Source organism: Campylobacter sp. RM9334 (assembly GCF_020138145.1).
GTDB lineage: Bacteria > Campylobacterota > Campylobacteria > Campylobacterales > Campylobacteraceae > Campylobacter_E.
Genome location: NZ_JACGAX010000015.1, coordinates 1 through 20618 on the forward strand (window position 1 = coordinate 1; position 20618 = coordinate 20618).

Genomic DNA, 20618 nt, shown 5'->3' on the forward strand with positions numbered 1-20618 from the left:
ATATTTTAAAATATTTAAATAATTTAAACTCACTACTAGTTTTTCCACTTTATATTTTTTTACTTAATCGTATTTGTTTTGTATTATTATGTTATATTATTAATTTCTAGCATTCTTACAACAGAATTAGGTTTGCAATAAAGCTTAATGATGAAATTATTTATTAATTAGACAGTTTCAAACCGTGTTGTGATAAAATTAGGTTTGCAATTTAATTTCGTTTTTTTGCTCGTTTAGGCTGTCTTTGTTTCAAACCGTGTTGTGATAGAATTAGGTTTGCAATTTAATTTCGTTTTTTTGCTCGTTTAGGCTGTCTTTGTTTCAAACCATGTTGTGATAGAATTAGGTTTGCAATTAGTTTTAACCGAACTTTACAATATTTAAAGTTTCATGTTTCAAACCATGTTGTGATAGAATTAGGTTTGCAATTTGAGTTGTAGGGCTGAAATGCCCTACCCCTAAAAGTTTCAAACCGTGTTGTGGTAGAATTAGGTTTGCAATCAGGAACAGGCAATGATAGAGCTATTAGATTAAGTTTCAAACCGTGTTGTGATAGAATTAGGTTTGCAATCATTTACCAGCGCCATATCAGAATGGAGATTTTGAGTTTCAAACCGTGTTGTGATAGAATTAGGTTTGCAATTAGAAGATTTACAATGAGCCGTTTTTTAGTTCCTTTAGTTTCAAACCGTGTTGTGATAGAATTAGGTTTGCAATCATACCAGCACTATCATATCCACGATATTCAAGCTCTGTTTCAAACCGTGTTGTGATAGAATTAGGTTTGCAATCAAATATTGTAAAGTTTTTGAGCCACACAAAAATCTGTTTCAAACCGTGTTGTGATAGAATTAGGTTTGCAATTTCTCCGTAAGTTCTAACAGGAACACCATTATAAAGGTTTCAAACCGTGTTGTGATAGAATTAGGTTTGCAATAGCAAGGAAAACTTGCTTATATATCAAGTATTTGAGAGTTTTTAAAAAATAGTGATTTTTCCACTTTTAAAATTCTTTCAAATTTTAGTACTTTAGTGGAAAAATTAAACCTATGTTTAGTTTGTATCACTAAAATTAAAAAGCAAATCTAATTCTATCACAACACGGTTTGAAACATGTAATCATACCTAAAGACTCTATATTTCACTCAAAATTGCAAACCTAATTCTATCACAACGAGCGTTTGAAATCATAAGTAGGTAGAAATACCGAAAAGTTAGTAAAATATCGGGCAACTGGCTTAGCCACCCCGATAAACTTTAACACAAACATACTAAATTTACTCCCTATCATCACAATAGTTAAAAAATTCACATTGATTACAAGCATTAAGACTAGCGCTACTATTTGGAAAAATTCCATTATCTAAAAGATTTTTCATATCTTTTACAACTCTTTTAAGCCTAGCAAAATCATTCGGAAAAATATTAAAAACCTTATGTTTTAGATGATTTAATGAACATAAAATCACTCTTTTGCAAGGCTTAGCATAAGTTTTACTAGCCATTTTTGCGTATGCTAGTAGTTGCATTTTCGCCCCGTTACTAAGATTTAGATTATCACTTTGTTTAAACTCAAGCACCACCACCTCATCAACCCCAACAAAGAGCATATCACAAACCCCGCACAATTCTTCATCTTCTAAATATTGATTTTTATAGGCTTTATATTCGCTTAGCCCAAGTTTAGCAAATGTGCGACTTTTGAAAAGCTCATCTTGCTTTTTATGAAAATCATTGCCAAAATCTACATGCTTAGGATATTTTGGTGTAATATCGCAAAAATTATAAAAATAAAATATCCTAGGACAAAACACAAACTGCCTAATCAAACTCGCTTTCAAAAGTTCCATGAAATTCCAATCTAAGCTTTTTTGTAGTAATTACACGAATATTCTATTTTATAATCTATCTTATTTAATTTTAAATTCTCTTCTATAATTTTTTTCTTTTTATCGTGCTCCATTGGATTTATGGTATTTAAAATACCTCTAGCTATACCTTCTAAACATTTTTTATTAATCCCTATTGACATATCATCATCACCCCAACCAGCCTTGTGTCTTGTGCCTGTGCATAAAAATGATATGCTTATATTTTTATTTTGTAAAATTCTAGTAGTACTTTCATAACAAATTGCTTGATTTCCTATAACTTCAAGATTATCACAAATTCCATAGCTATATGTATATCCTTGAAAAATACGCATAGCATTATAAGGATTGCAAATAAAAATTATAACATCAGGTAAATTTAAATAATTTTCAATAGGAGCTATAACAACTCCATAATTTTGCTCTTTAAAGTAGTTTAATTTTGAACGAACATTAAAAGCTGTTTTATCGTCTTTATAAAGCCCCCAACTAGCCCATCTTTGTCCTTTATCATTCAATGTATCAGATGGATTTATACCTAATACTCTAGGAGCACTTTTGCACTTAAAATCAGCTTCTTTTGCCTTATAAGCAGTTCCCATAGCAGCCATTCTTACCATAGCACAATAATTAAGAGCCTTTGATGGCTCTTTAAAATCAATTTTTTCATATTCTTCTTTTGAATTAATTAATTTAATTCCTATAATTTTATACTTTAAAATTAGTGAAGAATAAAGTGTATTAACAATATCAATATAATTCATATTAGTCCTTATAAAACTCAAAAACTCCAGGAAAAGCAGCATTTATCTTATCTTGCACACCTTTATCTTTAAAACTATTTGCAAAATCAATTGCCCATTTTGCATTTTCATTTTTTGCTTTTACAATAACACCCATAGGAACATTTATCATTTCATTATCTCTTGCTAAATAACTTTTTGGGTCTTTTTTAGCATTACTCATATGAGTAAAAAATACGCAAGCAGCATCTAATTCATCCAATGCTTTTACTGTTTGGGCTTGGTCTAAATCTATAAACCGAAATCCTATTTGTTACACTGAGTGAATATTTTCTAAGCTTAAATGTTACACTGAGTGAATATTTTGGTGAAAATAGCCAGTAAATCTTAATTATTATAATTAATAAAATAATTTAATTTTATTTTAATATATACTTAAATACAAAATTTGTACTTATACCTAAGTATTTATTTCTTTCATTTATTACTTCAATTAATCTTATTAATTCTAAGATATTATACATTTTTAGTTTTATTCCATTAAAATTAAAATCACATAAATGTAAATTAAAGGCATTGTCTTTAAAATAACTGAAATTAAAAACGTGATGATGCCTAAATACTAAGCAGTCTTTATGATTATAACCATCTTCTACAACTGCTATTTTCCCATTTTTATTATCTTCAATTGTAAAGGCTGCATATTGAAAGTTATGGTCGCTTCTATAAATATATGGGGCATAATAGTATTTCACGCTTGTTTCAAAGAAATAAAACTCATCACTTGAAGATACTGTATCCAAGTCTAAATTTAGCTCAAAACGTGTATATAATTTTAATTTATATCTCATTGGATATATAATTGTATTTACTCTTCTTTGTAGTGTCCTACCAGCACAAGCTATATGTCTGTGATAATAAATACTGCCACACTTTTTGCATTTAAGGTATTTTTTTAATTGGCGTGTATTACAATAATCAACTGTGTTGCATTCTCTACAATAATATATTATATCTATTTCATACTTATCATTCTGTTTATTCATAATCTACCTTAATTGTTTATTTTTATAAAAGCCCGTTCAAAATCTTTTATAGAAATAGCTTTACTAACAACTCCTATGATTTTTGTATTTTCAAAGTCTTCTTCATTGATTTTAAAATCAGGATAAAATGAATTTAAAGAACTAAGTGTTATTTCTTTTGTGTAAGGATTTTTTAATATTTTTTTACAATATATATCGCCATTAATATTAATAATAACAATTTCCCCATCCTTTATACGATTAAAATCATTTTTATTTCGCTCTACAACTACAAATTCACCGCTGTGAACAAATGGTTCCATACTATCACCATATATTTTAATAATATCTATATTTTTTGCATTATTTACATTTAATAATTCTTTTGCAAATGATTTATCAAGCACTATTTCACTACATTGCTCATCACAATTAATTACACCATATCCTGCAGATGCACTTATATCTTGATAATATCTTACACTGATTACATCTCTTACAGGTGCAATCTCATCATAAAACACACTCTCTAGTCTTATATTGTTTTTCTTGCAAATATCAAGTATTAGTTCATAAGGAATTGAGTTACGAAATTTCCAACTTTGCAAAGTGCCATAAACGACATCGTATTTATTACAGAATTCTTGTTCGTTATCAATACCTAGCATATTTAAAAGTTTTGCAATCAATTCTTTAGCAGTTTTCATAATTTAACCTTTACAATTTTGTAAATATTTTAACAAAATTTAGTTTAATTTTCATTTTGTATAAAAAATAATTTCAATTTACATAATTGTGTATTGACTTTAATTTCATTTTGTAGTAACATTTACAAAAAAGTAAAGCAAAGGACTAAAAATGACTATTACAGAACGCATAAAGAATCAATTTGGTTCATTAAAACATTATGCAAAATGTAAAAATATCAATTATGGCTCATTGAGAAATTATATTACTGGTAAAAGACCAGACCTTGTAACGATAGAAAAAATCCTAAAAGAAGATGGCTTTATTAAAGATACAAAGGAAATCGCATAATGCCATTTATTGCTACAAAATACGCTGCATTAATATTTAAAGTAACAGAGAGCAACTTAAGATATGCAGCGATAAATAATTCTAAAAAATATACCTACACAAAATTTCAAAACAAGCTTTTATTTAAGGTAACTTCAGCACAGCTTCGTATTGCTTTAAATAAAGGCTTGATAGACGCTAACATTGAAGTTTATAACGATGAATTAGTGCTTATTCAAGACTTTTTCAAGACTAATAATGAAAAACAAAAAAAAGGAGAAATAAATGCTAATAATAAAGAGAACTCAAGCGATATTAGAAATAACTGCATTGATGGAAAGCACGATGCAAGAGATAGAGAAGCTAGAGCAAGAATATACGAGAGCGTTGGATGTAACGATACTAGACCAACTAATGCAGGAGAAAACAAAGGAACTAGAGAGCTTACACAATCAACTAGCACACTACTTTCTACCACAAAAAAACTTAGCGAACACTCAAGCAGCAAAGCTTCAAACATTGATGAACAAAGCACTCTAAATGAGTGCTTAAACGAGCGTAATGCAGTGGGTAATTACGCTCCTTTAAGCATTCAGCTAGATACTACACAAAGTAAAAATATAAGCAAAAAAGAGCTTATTTATGATGTTATTTGTGAGTATGTAAGGCGTGGTTTTAGTATAAAATCAGCTTGTGCTAAGCTCGGTATATCAAGACAGCAGTATTATAGACTTGCTAAAAAGTATGAAGAAAATGGACTTTTAGGCTTTGTTGATAAAAGAACAATTAAAAAAGCTAGTCGTATTGGCGAATGCATACCTAAATATCTTCGTGAGTTAGCATTAAATCTATGGAGAAAAAGTGGTGCTGGTGGTATAAGTTACGCAGAATTACACGAAATCCTACACGAAAACGCTAAAAACTTTGATTTTAAAGGCTTTTTATTAAAAGATACAGCTGAGCTTTTTAGCGTAAAGACACTTCAAAACTACATAGAAAACTATAAAAAAGAGCATTTACTAGAAGCTGTGATGGTAGAGCAAGGCGAAGATAAAGCTAAGTCATATTTGCAACCAGCTATGGGAGATAGCAAAGCTAGAGTTAGTGCTAGAAATGAAATTTGGCAGATTGATAGCTCTAAGCTAGATATGTTTGTGATTGATGATGAGGGTAATGAATTTAGACCTGATATTTTAAGCGTGGTTGATGTTTTCAGTGGTCGTTGTGTAGCGACTTTAGCCGATAAATCAAACGGATTATCACTTATAAGACTGCTTTGGAAAGCTATAAGTGAGCTTGGAATACCTAAAAAAATTAAGGGTGATAATGGAAAAGACTACTTAGGCTCAACTTTTCAGCACACTTTACAAAAGCTAAATATAGCTTATGAAAACACTCCGCCGTATAGTGGCGAGAAAAAAGCTATGGTAGAAAGACATTTTAAGACTTTACAACATAGTTTTATAAGTTTTGCTCCTGGATATATAGGACACAATTTAGCAAAGCGTGAAAAAATAGAGCAAAGAACAGCTAAAAAAGATAGAAGTGCTAAAAATGCTTATGGCAAAGTCAAAAAAACAAATCAAAAGCACCTATTAAGCTTTGAAGAAGCTTTAAATCTTTTAGATAAAGGTGTGGCTAAGTGGAATATGCAACGCCACAGAGTCAAAAGTGGTGTTTCAAGGCTTGACTTGTGGAACTCATGCACTAATACCATTACAAAAATTACTTATGAATACTTTTTGGCTCGTGCGGGTGAAAGTATCGTGAAAAAAGTTCAAAAAACGGGCATAAATCTAAATAAGAGAACATATATAAGTGCAGATATGCCGCTTGTCGGAACAGAACTTTTAGTGTGTATTAATATAGATAATGTTTCAGAACTTTATATGTATAGTAAAGATGCCGAATTTATAGGTATAGCATACGATAAACAAATCGCAAATATAAGCCTAGAAGAGCTAAAAGCACATCAAAAAGAATTCAAACAAGCACAAAGTAAAGTAAGAAAAGTTATCAAAAAAGCAGAGCTTAGCGACTTTACACAAACTAGCGTTGAATATGACTTAAAAATAAGAGAAAAAGAACACAACGAACTACTAAATACACCAAAAAACAATGTCTTATTGGATGATAAAACGGTAAGTGTATATAAAGCAAATAAAAAGCTTTTAGATGAAGTAAGACTTAGTTTTGAAGATTATGAAATAAGTGAAAGTAAAGATAGCAAAGATGCGACTTGGGAAAGTATTTTTGATGATGTAAATGTTGGATAGTGCTTAAAAAAGCCTTATTTATAAGGTTTTTTTAAATACTTTTCAAAGGAGATAAAATGGATGTTAGAGCAAGACTAAAAGATTTTTGTAAAACAAATAAAATTAGTCAAAGACAAGTAGCTGATAGTATAGGATACAATACTACTTATCTATCAAAATATATGAATAATGATAAAAACTTCAATTATCACGAAGAAGTTGAGCTTAAAGTAAAGCAGTTTTTAGATAGTTTCAAGCCTAAAAAATCGCAACATAGCGATGATTTTATAATCACACATGATGTAAAAGCAATCTTTGGAACTATTGATATGATAGTAAGCGTGTGTGGTATGGGTGCGATTATTGGACTTGCAGGAACAGGCAAGACAAATACTATTAAAGAATACGCTAAAAAACACCCACAAGCAATTCTTATAGAAGTAGTGCCAACTATTAAAACAAAAGCACTTTTAAAAAGACTTTGTTTAAATCTTGATGTTCGCTCTACTGGTTCAAGTGATGATATGTTTTTAGCAATTACTGATGAACTAAAAAAGAGAAATCATATCATCATAGTAGATGAAGCTGAGACGCTAAATCACACATGTCTTGAAATACTTCGCAGAATGCATGATTTAACAAAAACTCCACTTGTATTTGTAGGAACTCACAAGCTAGAAAATAATCTTACAGGCATACTTAAAAACAACACTAATGAATTTGAGCAATTAAGCTCTAGAGCGAGTTTGCATTGGAGACTACAAGGCTTAAAACCAAGTGAGATAAAAGATATTTGTTCTCGCTTTGGCATAGATGATAGCGAGTGTGTAGATTACATTGAGGGTTTAGCTCGTAGAAACTTTAGAAGCACAATGAGTTTATTAAAACGAACAAAAGAACTAAGCGAAAAAGCAAATATCAAGATAACACGCGAACTAATAGCAGAAGCTAAAAAAATGTTGATGTGAAAGGATGATAAATGCAAATAAGATTAGAGAGTAAGAAGGTGATGATTAAAGGATACTTTGCTGATTATTCAAGCAAGTATTTTTATACAGATGGTGAGCTTATTTATCGCTATGGCGATAGCAAAGTCGTTGATATTTTAAAGATTTGAATGTTTATCAAGCCCTTGCAATAAGGGCTTAAATAAGCATTTATGCTAATTATTTTAAAAGGAGATTTTATGGCAATTATTGATGAAAAAGGTCGTTGGCTTAATGGCAAAAGTGAGTGGGTTCATCCAGAGCTCATTAGAGCTGATGAGCAGTTAAAAGATGGCTTAGTTGAAAGCATATTGGCTAAAGTAGAAAACAAAAACACTGAGCTAGTAGCATTAAAAGATGAGATAAATAACGACATTGAAAGCTACTTGGATTTATTGCTAGAAAAATACAATCTAGATGCAAGAAGTAACGCAAAAAAAGGCAACTTTACATTTGAAAACTACTCAAAAACTCTAAAAATTCAAATTCAAATGGCAGAAAAGATTAATTTTAACGAAAAACTAAACATAGCAAAAGCAAAAATTGATGAGTATCTAAATGACATCGTAAAAGATAGCAGTGAAGACATTAAAGTATTGATAAATAAAGCTTTTGAAGTGGATAAAAAGGGTAATTTAGATAGTAAAAAAATTTTATCACTTCGCTCTTATGATATTAAAGACCATAGATGGCAAGAGGCAATGGAAATTATCAGTGAAAGTGTAGAAATCGTTGGCGTTAAGCCTTATATTAGATTTTATAAAAGAGATAAAGCAACTGATAGCTGGGCTAATGTAAGTTTAGATTTTGCAAATATTTAAAATAGTTTTGCAACGCACTTGCAAAAGCGTTGCAAAGCCTTTTTAAGTATTTAGAAAAAGGATTAAAATGATATTAAGAAGCTTAAGAGAAATTATAAAACTTGATGATTATGAGCTTATTTTTACTGAACTAAAAAGACTAGACCACTTTGGTTATATGCTAGAGTTAAATAAGGCTTATGGCACTAAAGGATTAAATTATGAAGAGCTACGCCTTTATGGGTATAGAAAGCTAACATTACAAGAATGCAAAAATGCTATGCGTAAAGCTTTATTTGAATGCGTAAATGAAATTTGCAAGGCTTACAAATGACACCAAAACAAAGAAAATTTAGAGCTGATTTAATACAAATCATTCATATTTTAAAAGCTGAAAAAGGTATTGATGATGAGATGTATAGAGCGATTTTATTTGAAAGATATGGCGTAGATAGTAGCACACTTTTAGACATTGATGAGCTTAAAGATTTTGCTATTATTCTTGGATACAAAGGCTTTGAAACTAGAAAAGCAAAGGCTAATCGTGAAATAGAAAGTCATATTGAAACTACAAATCGTGGCACTTCTACTAAGACACAAATCGCTACAATTTTAAAAATGTGGCGAAATTCAAAAGTAGTAAGAAATAAAGACATTGCAGGACTTTTAAGCTATTGTAATCGTATTTTAGGCTACATTCCGTTTTCTTTAGGAATGATGAGTAAAAGCGATGCAAGTAAAATGATAAATGCTATAAAGAATTTAAAATGAATGATTTAGAATTAGAATACGCAGTATTACTTGCTTGTATTGAAAACAACGAAAACATAAGTGAAATAGTTAATATTTTAAATAAAGCTGATTTTTCTAATAAGAAAAATGGCGAAATATATGAGTTTTTATTACATAAAAATTCTTTAAATGAGAGTGTAGATTTAAAGACTTTAAAAATTGCTATTAATTTAAATGAATATCATTTAAGAGAACTTGAGAATGCAAATTCATTTATAGATATTAAAGAATACGCAAAAATACTTAAAGATTTAAGCGTTAAAAGAAGCCTTTTTGCACTATGTTCTAATACTATAAGCGAGATAAAAGCTAGTAGTATTAATGGCTATGATTATGCTGCTTCTTTTCAAACTAAACTTATAAAAATACTTGAAAGCAAAAACAACGAAAGCATAAAAACAAGCACACAAGGTATTAATGAGTTTTACACAGAGCTTAATCGTGTTGCTAGTATTGTTGATAAAAACCTTATAGGTTTAGATACTGGCTTATCTATGCTAAATTATTATACAAAAGGTTTTAAAGCTGGAGAGTTAATAATTATAGCTGCACGACCAGGAAATGGTAAAACCACACTAGCTTTAAATGTGGTGTTAGCAGCACTTAAGCGTGATAAAAATGTATTGTTTTTTAGCTTAGAACAAGAAGCATATAGCTTATTTGCAAAGCTTATAAGCTCTGATACAAGTATCAATTTAAGCTCAATAATTGAAGCAAATCTATTAGATTATGAAATAGAAAATATTCAAGCAAGTGCTAATTTTTTAAGCACTAAAAAGCTTTTTGTATATGATAATGGCTTTTTAAATATAGATGAATTAAGACTAAATGCTAGAAAATATCATAAAGAGCATAAACTAGATTTGATTGTTTTAGATTACATAGGTTTAATGAACTCAAATATTAAAGCTGAAAGACATTTGCAAGTTGCTGAAATTACAAGAAATCTTAAAATGTTAGCCCTTGAGCTTAAAATCCCTATTATTGCACTAAGTCAGCTTAATCGTGCGATGGAAACAAGAGCTAATAAAAAGCCACTTTTATCAGACTTAAGAGAGAGTGGAAGCATAGAGCAAGATGCTGATATAGTATTATTTTTAAGCGAAAACGAAAATCCAAAAGGTTTAGAAGAACGCCCTACAATTTTAACTATAGCAAAAAATAGGCGTGGAGAATGTGGCGACATTTTCTTAGACTTTAAAGCTAGAATTTCAAGATTTTTTATCTGTGAAAATTCACATCAAGTAGAAGTTTTATAAGTTTTGTTAAAAAACTTTTACTTAACTTATTGTATAATTTCTCACCCACGCAATTCAAATCAAAAAGGTTTTTTAATGTTTTATAGTTTTATAGAATATGCAAAAACGCATTCTACTGAAGATATTATGCGTGAATGGGGTGGAGTTAATATTTATATACCTAGCAAAAAAGATGATTATGCTGAACTTATCGCAAAATACAACGAGTTAAAAGATAAAGTGGAGCATTCAAAACTTATTTTTCAACTTAGTAGAGAGTTTGATTTAAGCACAAGTCGTGTTTATGCACTAACTAAAGAGCATAGACCAAGTGATTTAGGGCTATTTGCTAATCTTTAAAGCCCTTTTTATTGTGTTTTCAAGCTCTTTTAAAATCTTTTGTTTTATCTCATCGTTTAGCTCTGCGTTTTCTATTGTTTCGCCTTTAATAGGCAAAAATGGACGTGCAGGAATGCCATTTTTAGAGCCAAACTGATGAGAAAGCCCATAAGAAAAACCACTTTTAGACTTACCACGATTATTAAAGACAAAAAAGCCTTTATTATCCGCTTTAGTGTCCCAATGATTGCCTAAATCCCCTGTATTAAAAAGCAACTTATGGTCTTTTTTATCTTTTCTTTTAGCCCATTTATTGCCTTTTGCATCACTTTCATTTTCAAAACAATCTTCTATATCTTTAAGTAGTGTTGAAGCCATATTGCTATTTGCACGAGTTAAAAGCTCACTACCTTGAAGATTTGCTAAATCTTTTAAAATGCCTGTTAATTCTTCAAATTCTTTATTCACGCTTCAAACTCCACATTTAAACTATAAACATCACTACTTAGAGTATGATTTACGCTTGTTATACTAAATACTCCGATATTCTCAAGCTCTAAATACCCACCAGCTGATATTTGTTGCCCAGCACAAATTAAAGAGCCTTTTACACCACCCTTGTTAAGTTCGCTTAGCCTTGCTGTAGCTATGCTTTTAAGCTCTGCTTCGCTTTTGTTTGCACTTTCTTTTATCTTATAAACATTATTGCCATCGCCAACCTTTATGCGTGTTAGTGTTGCACTATTTGTATTATGACTTGTGATTTCACAAGCATCGTATTTTATGCGATTATTTTCAGTGATACTTAAAGCAAAACAATCACTAATTTTAAGCTTAAAGCTTGGTAAATCTTCATTTTTGCTTTCTTTTTTACTAGCTATTACTTTATAGCCGTTCATTTCAGCATTTTTCGCAGTAAGAATTAAGCAATTATTTTTAATAGCACAAATAAAGCCATGTTTGTAAGCTAAGCTATAAATAAACTCTATATCGCTTGAATTATCTTGTAAAATATGATTTATCTTTACATTAAATGCTGTGTTTTGCACTTTTGCTGTTAGATTATTTCTATTTGCAATTACTCCTGCAATTGCTCCTAAATTAGTATTTGCAAAGGTTTTTGAATGTTTTATTTTAACTGATGAACTAAAATTAACAGCTGTAGCTCTTACTTCAGTTGTATTATTTATATAATCAATAGTACATTCACTTATACTAAATGTCCCGCATTCAAAAAGCTTTAGCTCTTCATTTACAATATAACCTAAGCTTAATTTTAATGTATCACTAAAAGCAGGCCGCACAAATATACCATTTACTACAAAACTCATCTCATCGCTTTGAACTCCTACCTTATCACTAAATTCAAGACTTATTAAATTATCTTGTATAGTTTGTGTTATATCTTTATCATTTGCAATTAGTTTAAAAGTTGCTACCATAGTGTTTTGCTCTTACTTTCTTGTTTTATATTTGGTGCAATATCTGGTAAATACACCTTATCACCTGCATCTAGGTGCGTTTTTGTGATTAAATGTGGGTTTAATTCAAGCACAAGACTAAAATTATCAAGGCTTTTTAAATGCTTATATACTAGATAATCTAATCTATCGTTATCACTTGCTATTATTATCATTCTCCTACCTTTTTAAGTTTGATTGTAAAATTTTGGCTTAAAAACGCCCCGCTAGGCAAATAATTAGCCGTTTCTTCAACTATATCAACTACAACAAACAAACCAAAATACTCACCTAAGCTATTTGTTAAACTCTGTGGCTCGTTACTCTCTGCGATTTGCTTTAATAAATCAAGTGTTTTTAGTCCATCTACGCGTGGAATTGTGTGTCCTTTGATTTCTAAATCTACCTTTGTTTTAACATTTTTAAAAAATGCTGGGAAGTTTCCTATCCTATCATTAAAGCCTAAAGCGTAATCAGTTGTTTTAGTTACGCTTTCATTATGACGCTCATTAAATGTAAAATCTCCTAATGCAAAAACCATTTTTAACCTCCTATCACGCTACGATTTTTAGCATTTGCGTTTGCTTTATCTATTGCTTTTGTAACTGCTTGTGTGATTTGTTGTGTAAGTGCATTTAAATCAAAATTGCCATTATTTGTAGCTATTTTTATCTCTCCAAAACTAAGATTAATAGTAAAATCTTGTTTAATCTCACTTTTTGCACTCATTACGGCAGTGTTTAGTTGTTCAATTTCTTTACTACTTATTACTTGTGGTGTTTTTTTGCTTTCTTTTTCATCACCAAAGCCAAAAAAATCAGCAATAGAGCTAAAAGTATCAGTAATCCAAGCAAATTTTGAAGCTATCCAATCAAATATCGCACTAAATTTGCTCTTAATAAACTCAATAGGAGAAGTAAAAAACTCACCTAAAGATTTTGCACCAACACTAAAAATATTTGTAAATGCACTAAAACCACTGCAAATACTATCCCAAAGCCCACTAAATAGATTTTTAATGCTTTCAAGTGGATTAGAGAAAAACTCACTAATAAGGCTAACTCCACGCTTAAAATTATCAAGCCAAGCATTAAATAATGATTTTACACCACTCCAAAGCCCACCAAAAAGCCCTTTAATACTCTCAATAGGCTTAGCAAATACACGACCTAAAAAGCTACATAAACTCTTAGTCCAAGCCTTAATCCTATCCCAGTTTGAATAAATCAAAACTCCAAGAGAAGTAATTGCAACAGCGATTAATCCGATTGGATTACTTGCAAGGGCAAGGTTAAATATTCTTACAGCAGCTGCACCAAACTTAAAAGCCTTACTTAGCCCACCACCAAGCAAACTAGCTAAGCTCGTAAGAGCTGATTTACTTTTGCTAATGCTTGAAGTGATTAAGCTTTTACTAAATGCTATACTAGAAATTGCTGCTTTTCTAAATCTTACTTCAGCACCAACCAAACTAAGCCACAAATTCTTTTTAAGCACACCACCTAAAATCATCGCTACATTTTTAGCATATATCATATTTTTAGCCATATTTACCTTGCTAAGTGTTAGCAATGCACTTGCAGCTCTAGTGACGCTAAGTGCTACTTGAAGCCCCATAAAAGCCCCAGCTGTGCCAATTACTATTTTAGTAAGTGTTGGGTATTTACTCATCATATCACTAGTAAAGCTTAAAACACTGCTAAGCTTATCAATTACGCTGCTAACAATAGGTAAAAACACATTGCCTATTTGAATACTTAAAGTTTTTAGCTGATTTGTAAATACACCCACACGGGTATTAAAAAGCTCTTTAATAGCCTTAGCTTCATCATCTAAAGCCCCTTTATTTTTACCTATATTTGCCGTTGCTTCGTTGTATTTGTCTAAATTTTCAACAAAAGCATTCATAATACTAGCATTCCCGACAAACATAGAAGCTAAAAGCTCGTTATATTGTTTTTCATTAGCTTTTTTAGTGATTTTTAATCTATTGAAAAATAAATCAAGTGTAGCTTTTGGGTCTATTTTCATACCGATTTCTATCTGCTGTGCATCCATACCCAAGTTTGCCAAGCTTTGCTTTACATTATCGCCTAAGCTTGTAATATTCATAAGCTTTTCATTTAAGCTATTTATAGAGTTTTCTGCTTGTCCTTCATCTTTTGCAACTTGCAAAAATGCTGCACTTAAAACGGCACTTTCATTCGCACTTAGTCCAAACATTTTAGCATTGGCACTAATTTTACTTGTTAGATTTGCTATGCTTTTACTGCTTGCATTAAACTTATTGCTAAGTGTAAAAATCTCATCTCCAAAACTCAAAGCATCTTTGCTATTTAGCTTAAAATGAGTATTTAGAGTGCTTAGCATTTCGTTTGTCTCATCTGTGCTAAAGCCTAAAGCCATTTGAAGCTTAGATGCTGTGTTTAAATACTCTTTTAAATCGTTTTTAGGAACACCCATTTTTGCTATGTTTTGCCCTAGATTTGCTAATTCTTTACTACTAATATTTACTTGATTACTAAGCTTTAAAAAGTATTCATTCATATCTTTTAGCCCTGCATTATCAAGCTTAGCAGCATTATTAAAATCAGCTAATGCACTCTCATAATCTCCAGCTAATTTAACAGGAACAGCTAAAGCACCCATTTTTGCTATGTTTTTGCCTAAATCATCTTTAAATGCTTGTAGTTTTTCTCTAGCAAGACCTGCTTTTATATCTAAATTATTAAGCTTATTTATGCTTTTTGTTAGCTTGTCCATCTTATCAGTGCTTAGCTTTGCAATTTTGCCAAGTTTTTCTAATCTTTCTTGCTGTGTTTTTAGCTTATCAAATCCACCTAAGGCTAACTTTAGCCCTAAGCCAAACTGCACATCCATTAAGCTCTCCTTAATATTGTTTATTTATAATGCCCCTGCGATGAGTTAGATGGCTACTAACTCGGGTAAAGGGGTTAAACTGCACTGATATCGCTACTTTGCAGAAAGCCTTAAGCATTAGCCAATGCCGTTTATTCGTTGGTTCCCCAAACGCCACCATTTATTCCCACTTTCTTTCCTGTGTAATAGATGTAACAATAGCTTCATTCTTGCTAGTCTTTTTAATAGCTAAGCGATAATAAGTGCCTAAATGACTAACTACTACTTCAGCCTGTGAATGTGCTTTTGAAAGTGTTTTACTTTTAATGTTTTTTAACATTTGCGGTATCATTGCATAATCATAAGATGTTATATGTTTTCTGTGCTTATGAGTAAAAACATTTTCCAAGCTTACAAATAATGGCAAGTCTTGTCCTAAAATATCACAATTACCTACTTTTAAAAGTTTTCCTTTATAGTTTTGCTCTTTCTCATCATTAAATACCTTTTTTATAGTGTTATAATTGTTTCTAACTTCTTTTATTTGCATTAAGCTTTCTTTTATCCTAGTATTAACTGCCTTATGTACCTCGTGAGGTAAGCCTTTTACCTGCTCGTTTAAATACTCTGTTAAGTTTTGGATTTTTTGCTCGTATGATTTTATACCATTTTTAAAGCCATCATCAGGGATATTTAAAAGCGGTGCTTTTTTTCCCGTATAGCCCAAATCTCTTGCTTCATCTTCACTTAATGCTTGAACTTTACACCTGCAATTAAATCCTTTAGGCGGATAATTATCATCCCAAAAAGGGTCATCCTTAGGTAAAATAAGTCCGTGAAATGCTAAATGCGATGCCCTTGCTCTATGGTCTGTAATAGCTACATATCTAAGATAAGGTTTATCTCCTTTTCTTTGGCTTTCAAACCTAGCGTTATTGTATGCCACTCGTAAATTTGTATTAAAAATAGTTTTTATATGGTTTTTATGAAGTCCGCTAATGCTTTCTAACTCTTTTACACAATCTTTAAAGCTTGTGCCTTTTTTATACGCTTTAAACAAGCTTTTATGTAGAGCTTTTAGTGTTTGTATCTCGCTAATCTGTTTTATTATAAATGCTGTTTCATAATGTTCCATTTTAAGTTTATCTAAATCAACATCTAGCGTTGGTTTTTTAAGCATAAAATACTTTAACATATCATCAGGGCTTTGTGTAAAAACCTTAGATAAATCATTCATCACTTAAGCCTTTTAAACTAATATTTGTTAAAACTTGAGCCATTATGTTTTCTAGCTTGTCTTGTTTTATGCCTTGATTAAGTAGCTTATTCATAGCGTCTTCATAAGAATTTGAGTTTTCAAGGACTTTTAAAAATTGTTCTTGTAAATCTTTATCAAGCTCATCGTTAATTTTATTAAAATCATTACTTAGCGTTATTGCGTCTATATCATCTAACGGCTTATTTATTGCGTTTGGAAAGGCTTTTGAAATGGTGTTGCAATCATCTTGTAATGGTGTAAATTTGGTTTGTGTAGATTGATTATTTGCATACATTAAGTTCATATCTCTTTTAACTCCATCAACGCCATAAGTTTCTTTAATGTATTCTTCACTTAAATCAAAGCCCATATTATAAATTATGCTATCACGCTGTGCTAGTTCGCTTTTTATATCGTTAATAGGTTCAAGTTCTGCATAAAGCTCTCCAGTATAGTTATTTATCTCTTTAAAATGCTCTAAAACCTTGTTTATTACGAACAAAAGTAAGTTTAAATCAGCATTTGCTAAATCTTGCCTTACTGCGTTGTGGGTTTCGGCAGCTGCAAAGCTCCCACCATCAACTTGAGATGATAAATTACCACCTAAAATAACACTTCTTATACAATTATCTAAAAAATTAACCAAATTATGAAAATCACTTTGTGTGCTTGTAGGCTGAATTAGTGATATTTCTTCATCCACATCAATTACAGCTGTATCACCACTAAGCATAGCGTGTGTTTCTACAGCTAATTCATCAGGGTTTGCGTTAGTTTTTGCTATAACCCAAGGGCTTCCAAATTTTTCTTGGAAAGCCGCCCAAAATTTAGTGGATGCGTGTTTTAGTTTGACAGCCCAATAAAGTTTAGGTAATAGTGCGTCTCCATATGGTAAAAAAGCCGAGCTTTCATAAAGTGCATAAACAACTTTTCCTTTTGGAATATCTACTAAATCTCCACCATTATTAAACTTAAGCTCATTATTTACAAATGCAAAATCTCTAAAATCTCTTTGAATTAGTTCAGGATAAAAAAAACCATCTTTAAAGCTCCAATTTAACTCAAAAACATTTAGACCAAACAAATAAGTTTCAAGGATTTGACTAATAATGTCAGCATAAAATATTTTACTTTCAAATCTAGCGATGATACGCTCATCATCACATACAAATCTTATAGATTTTGCTTTATTTATAGATTTACGGCTTGTATTTGCTTGAGTAAATGCTAAATCTTTATAAATCTCCATTTGCTCACTTAAGCTTATCTTATAGCTTGTTAAAAAACTACTTGAAAACAGCTTTTTTATTAAAACATCTTGTTGGTTTAATACTAATAGCTTTTTACTCATCTTAAAAACCTTCTTTTTTGATAATAATGTGTTCTTCTTTGTATATTTGTTGTTTTTATTTCTTTATATGCACCAGCTAGACTATCTGGAGCATCATCGTTTTTGTGTTCTGGGTATTCTAAAAGTTGCTCTATTAGTTGTGTTTGACTTTTATGAATAAATAGCTCTTTATTTAAAAATGGCATCTCAAGGCTTTCTATTCTTTCGTGCTTACTTTTATAATTATTTACGCCTTGTAATGGTAAGGAGATATTTTGCTTTAAAGCCTCGTTTTTTAAAAACTCTTTTAAGAAAAATTGTCCGCCGTTTATTTCTACAATAACCTTTCTTGGATTATATGTAAGTGTTAGATTTATAATTGTTTTTATCATATCAGTTACTTGCATAACTTTTACAATGCTTTCAATTAAATAAGCTTTATTCTCATAAGAAAGTCCTAAAACGCTAATAGCTGTAAAATCGCTTTTTTTAGTAGCTCCTGCAGGGTCTATGTAAATAACCTTTGTCTTTATTTCGGGTAAAACATCATAAAAATTAAGGTTTTCAAGTTTAAAGATTTGTTTTTCACTCAAAGGCTCATTTAATTGCTCTTTATTAAATGCCCTTAGGTTTTCAGCTCTTAGCTGCATAAGCTTTTTAATATCTCTTGCACTTTCCCACAAGACTTCACTGCCATTTTTCATAAGCTCTTCATTAGCTTTATAAAAGCCTTCAGCTCTTTGCTTATCTACTTTATAAAGCTTTATATAATCATCCCACAAATCCATTCTGTAAGGAAAATGAATTATTGAGCTAAACTTCTTAGTTAGCCAAAACTCATTTTTAAGCTTACGATTTAGCACACTATCTTGATGAAGTATTGTCCCAATATACAAAACATCTAAGCTATCATCAAGTGAGCCAAGATTAAGAACCGCTTCATCTAGCCAATCTTCAAGCTTATCACGTTGTTCTTTAGAACGCACATTTGTATCGTTTTCTAAGTCGTCCAAAATTGCTAAATCAGGGCGATATGCTCCATAACGAATACCCCTTAAACGCTTACCGCTACCAAATGCTTTGACTTTCACGCCGTTACTGGTGATAAATTCACCAACTTTCCAATTGTCCCCCACTAGGTCGCCAAAGTCGGCTTTTAAATTCTCGTTACATTCTAATTCAACTTTGATAGCTTCAAGGTTAGCTTCTGCAAGTTCAATAGCGTCACTAATCTCAACTATAAAACGCTTTTTCTTATAAACTATGCACCACAAAACAAGACCAACTGAACAATGCGTAGATTTAGCGTGACCACGTGGAGCTGCAACGGCTCTTTTTTTAATTGAATGAGTGCCTAAAGTATTAAAATAATCAGCTAAATATGTATGTAGCTCACAAACCCCACCAATACTTGCATAGTGTGATAGATATGTATTAAAGAACTTTAAATAATCATTCTCACATTCTTTCACACGGCTTTCTTTAAGATTTGCATCAAGCGTTGCTTTGTAATCTAAACTAGTAGCAAATTCATCTCTTAAATCGCCGAGCCACTTTTCAAATTCTTTTCTTTTTGTTGCTGGTGGCTTATCTTTTATGTTCTCATCATTAAAAAAGTTTTCTATTTCTTCTCTACTACAAAACATTAGCTTTCTCCAATGCTTTAATGATTTTACCTGTGCTTAAAAAATCTTTAAAATGCTCATTCAAGCTTTCATTATTTAGCGTTTTTATCTCATCAATAAGCACTTTAATTACTATTTGAGCTATATTTAGCTTGTATGCCTTTGGGTCTTCAATTTCAGCTACTTTTTTCATCTTTGCAAAACTATCGCCCATTTTTGCAATTGCCACAGCTTTATCCTGTGCGTTTAGCTTAGCATCACTCATTATCTCATCTAGTGCTTTTTGCATTTGTTGTGTGAAGTTTGTATAAACTTCTTGTGCGTTTTCATCTGTGATAATTTCTTTAACTCTTAGCTTATCCCAATCACTATCTTTTGACTTGTAGTTTTGAATAGTGCGGATGTTTTTGTTAAGAATTTCTGCTATTTCATTACACTCATAACCTTTTGAATACAAAGACTTAGCCCACTCATAAGTAGTTTTCATTTTTTGCTCCAGTTATTGTGAATGAAAAATCTTATTTTTTCTCTTGGTGGCTTTTTGTCTTCTATGCTCGTTGGAATATTGCCTTTGCTCATTCTTATTAGGTCGTTTTTAATTTCGTTTTTTTGCTCGTTTAAACTTTCTTTTGGAAAACCCTGTTTTGTCTTTAATGCTATTAATGTAAGCTTTACGCATAAATCTTTTAAAAAAGGTGTAGGATTTGCTGGAATGCTTATAAAAGATGATATAAAACTAAGAGCCTCATTAATGCAATCATTTAATACTCTTTCTTCGCTTTCATACTCTAAATAGCAAAGTTCGTTTAATTCTTTCTCACTTACTTCGTTTAATAGGTCAAGTTTTGTTATCATCTTTTATAAATACTCCTTTTATATTTTTATGCGTTGCATTTGCGTTGAAAATCGTTGAACTACTTTCAACGCATACATTTATACTTTTTAAGCCCAAAAAGGACTTTAAAGGCAAAATCTTTACTTTTTAAAAAGCACTGCAAAAGATATACTTTTGCTGCTGTG

The 20618-nt window shown here is 30.8% G+C and carries 24 protein-coding genes and 1 CRISPR repeat array; of the genes, 9 read left to right on the forward strand and 15 right to left on the reverse strand.

Features of this window, described 5'->3' with window-relative positions; translation table 11 throughout:
- Positions 1-173 precede the first annotated feature (173 nt).
- Positions 174-937: direct repeats of the CRISPR family, unit length 38 nt; unit sequence AGTTTCAAACCGTGTTGTGATAGAATTAGGTTTGCAAT.
- 340 nt (positions 938-1277) lie between these two features.
- The 5 genes from cas4 to AVBRAN9334_RS06900 all read right to left on the reverse strand — a co-directional run bounded on the left by cas4 (position 1278) and on the right by AVBRAN9334_RS06900 (position 4346).
- On the reverse strand, positions 1278-1850 hold the full coding sequence (cas4, locus tag AVBRAN9334_RS06880) for a CRISPR-associated protein Cas4 (protein ID WP_336607344.1): 573 nt from the start codon (positions 1848-1850) through the stop codon (positions 1278-1280).
- Between the two features lie 11 nt (positions 1851-1861).
- Entirely contained in the window at positions 1862-2635 is a 774-nt protein-coding gene (locus AVBRAN9334_RS06885; RefSeq protein WP_336607345.1) for a DUF169 domain-containing protein, read from the reverse strand.
- Between the two features lies 1 nt (position 2636).
- Complete coding sequence (locus AVBRAN9334_RS06890; protein WP_336607346.1) at positions 2637-2876, reverse strand: hypothetical protein; 240 nt, start codon at positions 2874-2876, stop codon at positions 2637-2639.
- 157 nt (positions 2877-3033) lie between these two features.
- Positions 3034-3660, reverse strand: coding sequence for a hypothetical protein (locus AVBRAN9334_RS06895; protein ID WP_336607347.1), 627 nt, complete (start codon positions 3658-3660; stop codon positions 3034-3036).
- 8 nt (positions 3661-3668) lie between these two features.
- Positions 3669-4346: a LexA family transcriptional regulator gene (locus tag AVBRAN9334_RS06900; protein WP_336607348.1), complete on the reverse strand. Its 678-nt coding sequence runs from the start codon at positions 4344-4346 to the stop codon at positions 3669-3671.
- A gap of 151 nt (positions 4347-4497) precedes the next feature.
- Between AVBRAN9334_RS06900 and AVBRAN9334_RS06905 the strand changes: the two genes are divergently transcribed.
- From AVBRAN9334_RS06905 to AVBRAN9334_RS06945, 9 genes are all read left to right on the forward strand, one after another.
- The gene (locus tag AVBRAN9334_RS06905; RefSeq protein ID WP_336607349.1) at positions 4498-4677 is read left to right on the forward strand and encodes a hypothetical protein; all 180 of its coding nucleotides are present in this window, start codon (positions 4498-4500) and stop codon (positions 4675-4677) included.
- Positions 4677-6932: a DDE-type integrase/transposase/recombinase gene (locus AVBRAN9334_RS06910; RefSeq protein ID WP_336607350.1), complete on the forward strand. Its 2256-nt coding sequence runs from the start codon at positions 4677-4679 to the stop codon at positions 6930-6932. Before AVBRAN9334_RS06905 ends, AVBRAN9334_RS06910 begins: the two co-directional genes overlap by 1 nt.
- A gap of 56 nt (positions 6933-6988) precedes the next feature.
- Positions 6989-7879, forward strand: coding sequence for an AAA family ATPase (locus AVBRAN9334_RS06915; RefSeq protein WP_336607351.1), 891 nt, complete (start codon positions 6989-6991; stop codon positions 7877-7879).
- Positions 7880-7890: 11 nt separating this feature from the next.
- Positions 7891-8028 carry a hypothetical protein gene (locus AVBRAN9334_RS06920; RefSeq protein ID WP_336607352.1) on the forward strand — a complete coding sequence of 46 codons (138 nt, stop codon included), beginning with the start codon at positions 7891-7893 and terminating at the stop codon, positions 8026-8028.
- 69 nt (positions 8029-8097) lie between these two features.
- Entirely contained in the window at positions 8098-8718 is a 621-nt protein-coding gene (locus tag AVBRAN9334_RS06925) for a DUF3164 family protein (protein ID WP_336607353.1), read from the forward strand.
- Positions 8719-8785: 67 nt separating this feature from the next.
- Positions 8786-9031, forward strand: coding sequence for a hypothetical protein (locus AVBRAN9334_RS06930; RefSeq protein WP_336607354.1), 246 nt, complete (start codon positions 8786-8788; stop codon positions 9029-9031).
- Positions 9028-9468 carry a regulatory protein GemA gene (locus tag AVBRAN9334_RS06935; RefSeq protein ID WP_336607355.1) on the forward strand — a complete coding sequence of 147 codons (441 nt, stop codon included), beginning with the start codon at positions 9028-9030 and terminating at the stop codon, positions 9466-9468. The genes AVBRAN9334_RS06930 and AVBRAN9334_RS06935 overlap by 4 nt, the downstream gene beginning before the upstream one ends.
- A complete protein-coding gene (locus AVBRAN9334_RS06940; RefSeq protein ID WP_336607356.1) occupies positions 9465-10748 on the forward strand; it encodes a DnaB-like helicase C-terminal domain-containing protein in 1284 nt (427 codons plus the stop codon). The genes AVBRAN9334_RS06935 and AVBRAN9334_RS06940 overlap by 4 nt, the downstream gene beginning before the upstream one ends.
- Positions 10749-10823: 75 nt before the next feature.
- On the forward strand, positions 10824-11087 hold the full coding sequence (locus AVBRAN9334_RS06945) for a Mor transcription activator family protein (protein WP_336607357.1): 264 nt from the start codon (positions 10824-10826) through the stop codon (positions 11085-11087).
- Here AVBRAN9334_RS06945 and AVBRAN9334_RS06950 read toward each other — a convergent pair.
- From AVBRAN9334_RS06950 to AVBRAN9334_RS06995, 10 genes are all read right to left on the reverse strand, one after another.
- Positions 11070-11534 carry a phage virion morphogenesis protein gene (locus tag AVBRAN9334_RS06950; protein ID WP_336607358.1) on the reverse strand — a complete coding sequence of 155 codons (465 nt, stop codon included), beginning with the start codon at positions 11532-11534 and terminating at the stop codon, positions 11070-11072. The genes AVBRAN9334_RS06945 and AVBRAN9334_RS06950 overlap by 18 nt on opposite strands.
- On the reverse strand, positions 11531-12508 hold the full coding sequence (locus AVBRAN9334_RS06955; protein WP_336607359.1) for a phage late control D family protein: 978 nt from the start codon (positions 12506-12508) through the stop codon (positions 11531-11533). The genes AVBRAN9334_RS06950 and AVBRAN9334_RS06955 overlap by 4 nt, the downstream gene beginning before the upstream one ends.
- Positions 12502-12702, reverse strand: coding sequence for a tail protein X (locus tag AVBRAN9334_RS06960; RefSeq protein WP_336607360.1), 201 nt, complete (start codon positions 12700-12702; stop codon positions 12502-12504). The genes AVBRAN9334_RS06955 and AVBRAN9334_RS06960 overlap by 7 nt, the downstream gene beginning before the upstream one ends.
- Positions 12699-13067: a phage tail protein gene (locus tag AVBRAN9334_RS06965; protein WP_336607361.1), complete on the reverse strand. Its 369-nt coding sequence runs from the start codon at positions 13065-13067 to the stop codon at positions 12699-12701. The genes AVBRAN9334_RS06960 and AVBRAN9334_RS06965 overlap by 4 nt, the downstream gene beginning before the upstream one ends.
- Before the next feature lie 2 nt (positions 13068-13069).
- On the reverse strand, positions 13070-15406 hold the full coding sequence (locus AVBRAN9334_RS06970; RefSeq protein ID WP_336607362.1) for a phage tail tape measure protein: 2337 nt from the start codon (positions 15404-15406) through the stop codon (positions 13070-13072).
- 160 nt (positions 15407-15566) lie between these two features.
- Positions 15567-16622 (reverse strand): phage head morphogenesis protein, encoded by a 1056-nt coding sequence (locus AVBRAN9334_RS06975; RefSeq protein WP_336607363.1) that lies wholly within the window; start codon positions 16620-16622, stop codon positions 15567-15569.
- The gene (locus AVBRAN9334_RS06980; protein ID WP_336607364.1) at positions 16615-17994 is read right to left on the reverse strand and encodes a phage portal protein family protein; all 1380 of its coding nucleotides are present in this window, start codon (positions 17992-17994) and stop codon (positions 16615-16617) included. The genes AVBRAN9334_RS06975 and AVBRAN9334_RS06980 overlap by 8 nt, the downstream gene beginning before the upstream one ends.
- Complete coding sequence (terL, locus tag AVBRAN9334_RS06985; RefSeq protein ID WP_336607365.1) at positions 17991-19619, reverse strand: phage terminase large subunit; 1629 nt, start codon at positions 19617-19619, stop codon at positions 17991-17993. Before terL ends, AVBRAN9334_RS06980 begins: the two co-directional genes overlap by 4 nt.
- Positions 19609-20085, reverse strand: coding sequence for a DUF1804 family protein (locus tag AVBRAN9334_RS06990; protein WP_336607366.1), 477 nt, complete (start codon positions 20083-20085; stop codon positions 19609-19611). Before AVBRAN9334_RS06990 ends, terL begins: the two co-directional genes overlap by 11 nt.
- On the reverse strand, positions 20082-20453 hold the full coding sequence (locus tag AVBRAN9334_RS06995; protein ID WP_336607367.1) for a hypothetical protein: 372 nt from the start codon (positions 20451-20453) through the stop codon (positions 20082-20084). Before AVBRAN9334_RS06995 ends, AVBRAN9334_RS06990 begins: the two co-directional genes overlap by 4 nt.
- Positions 20454-20618: the final 165 nt, after the last annotated feature.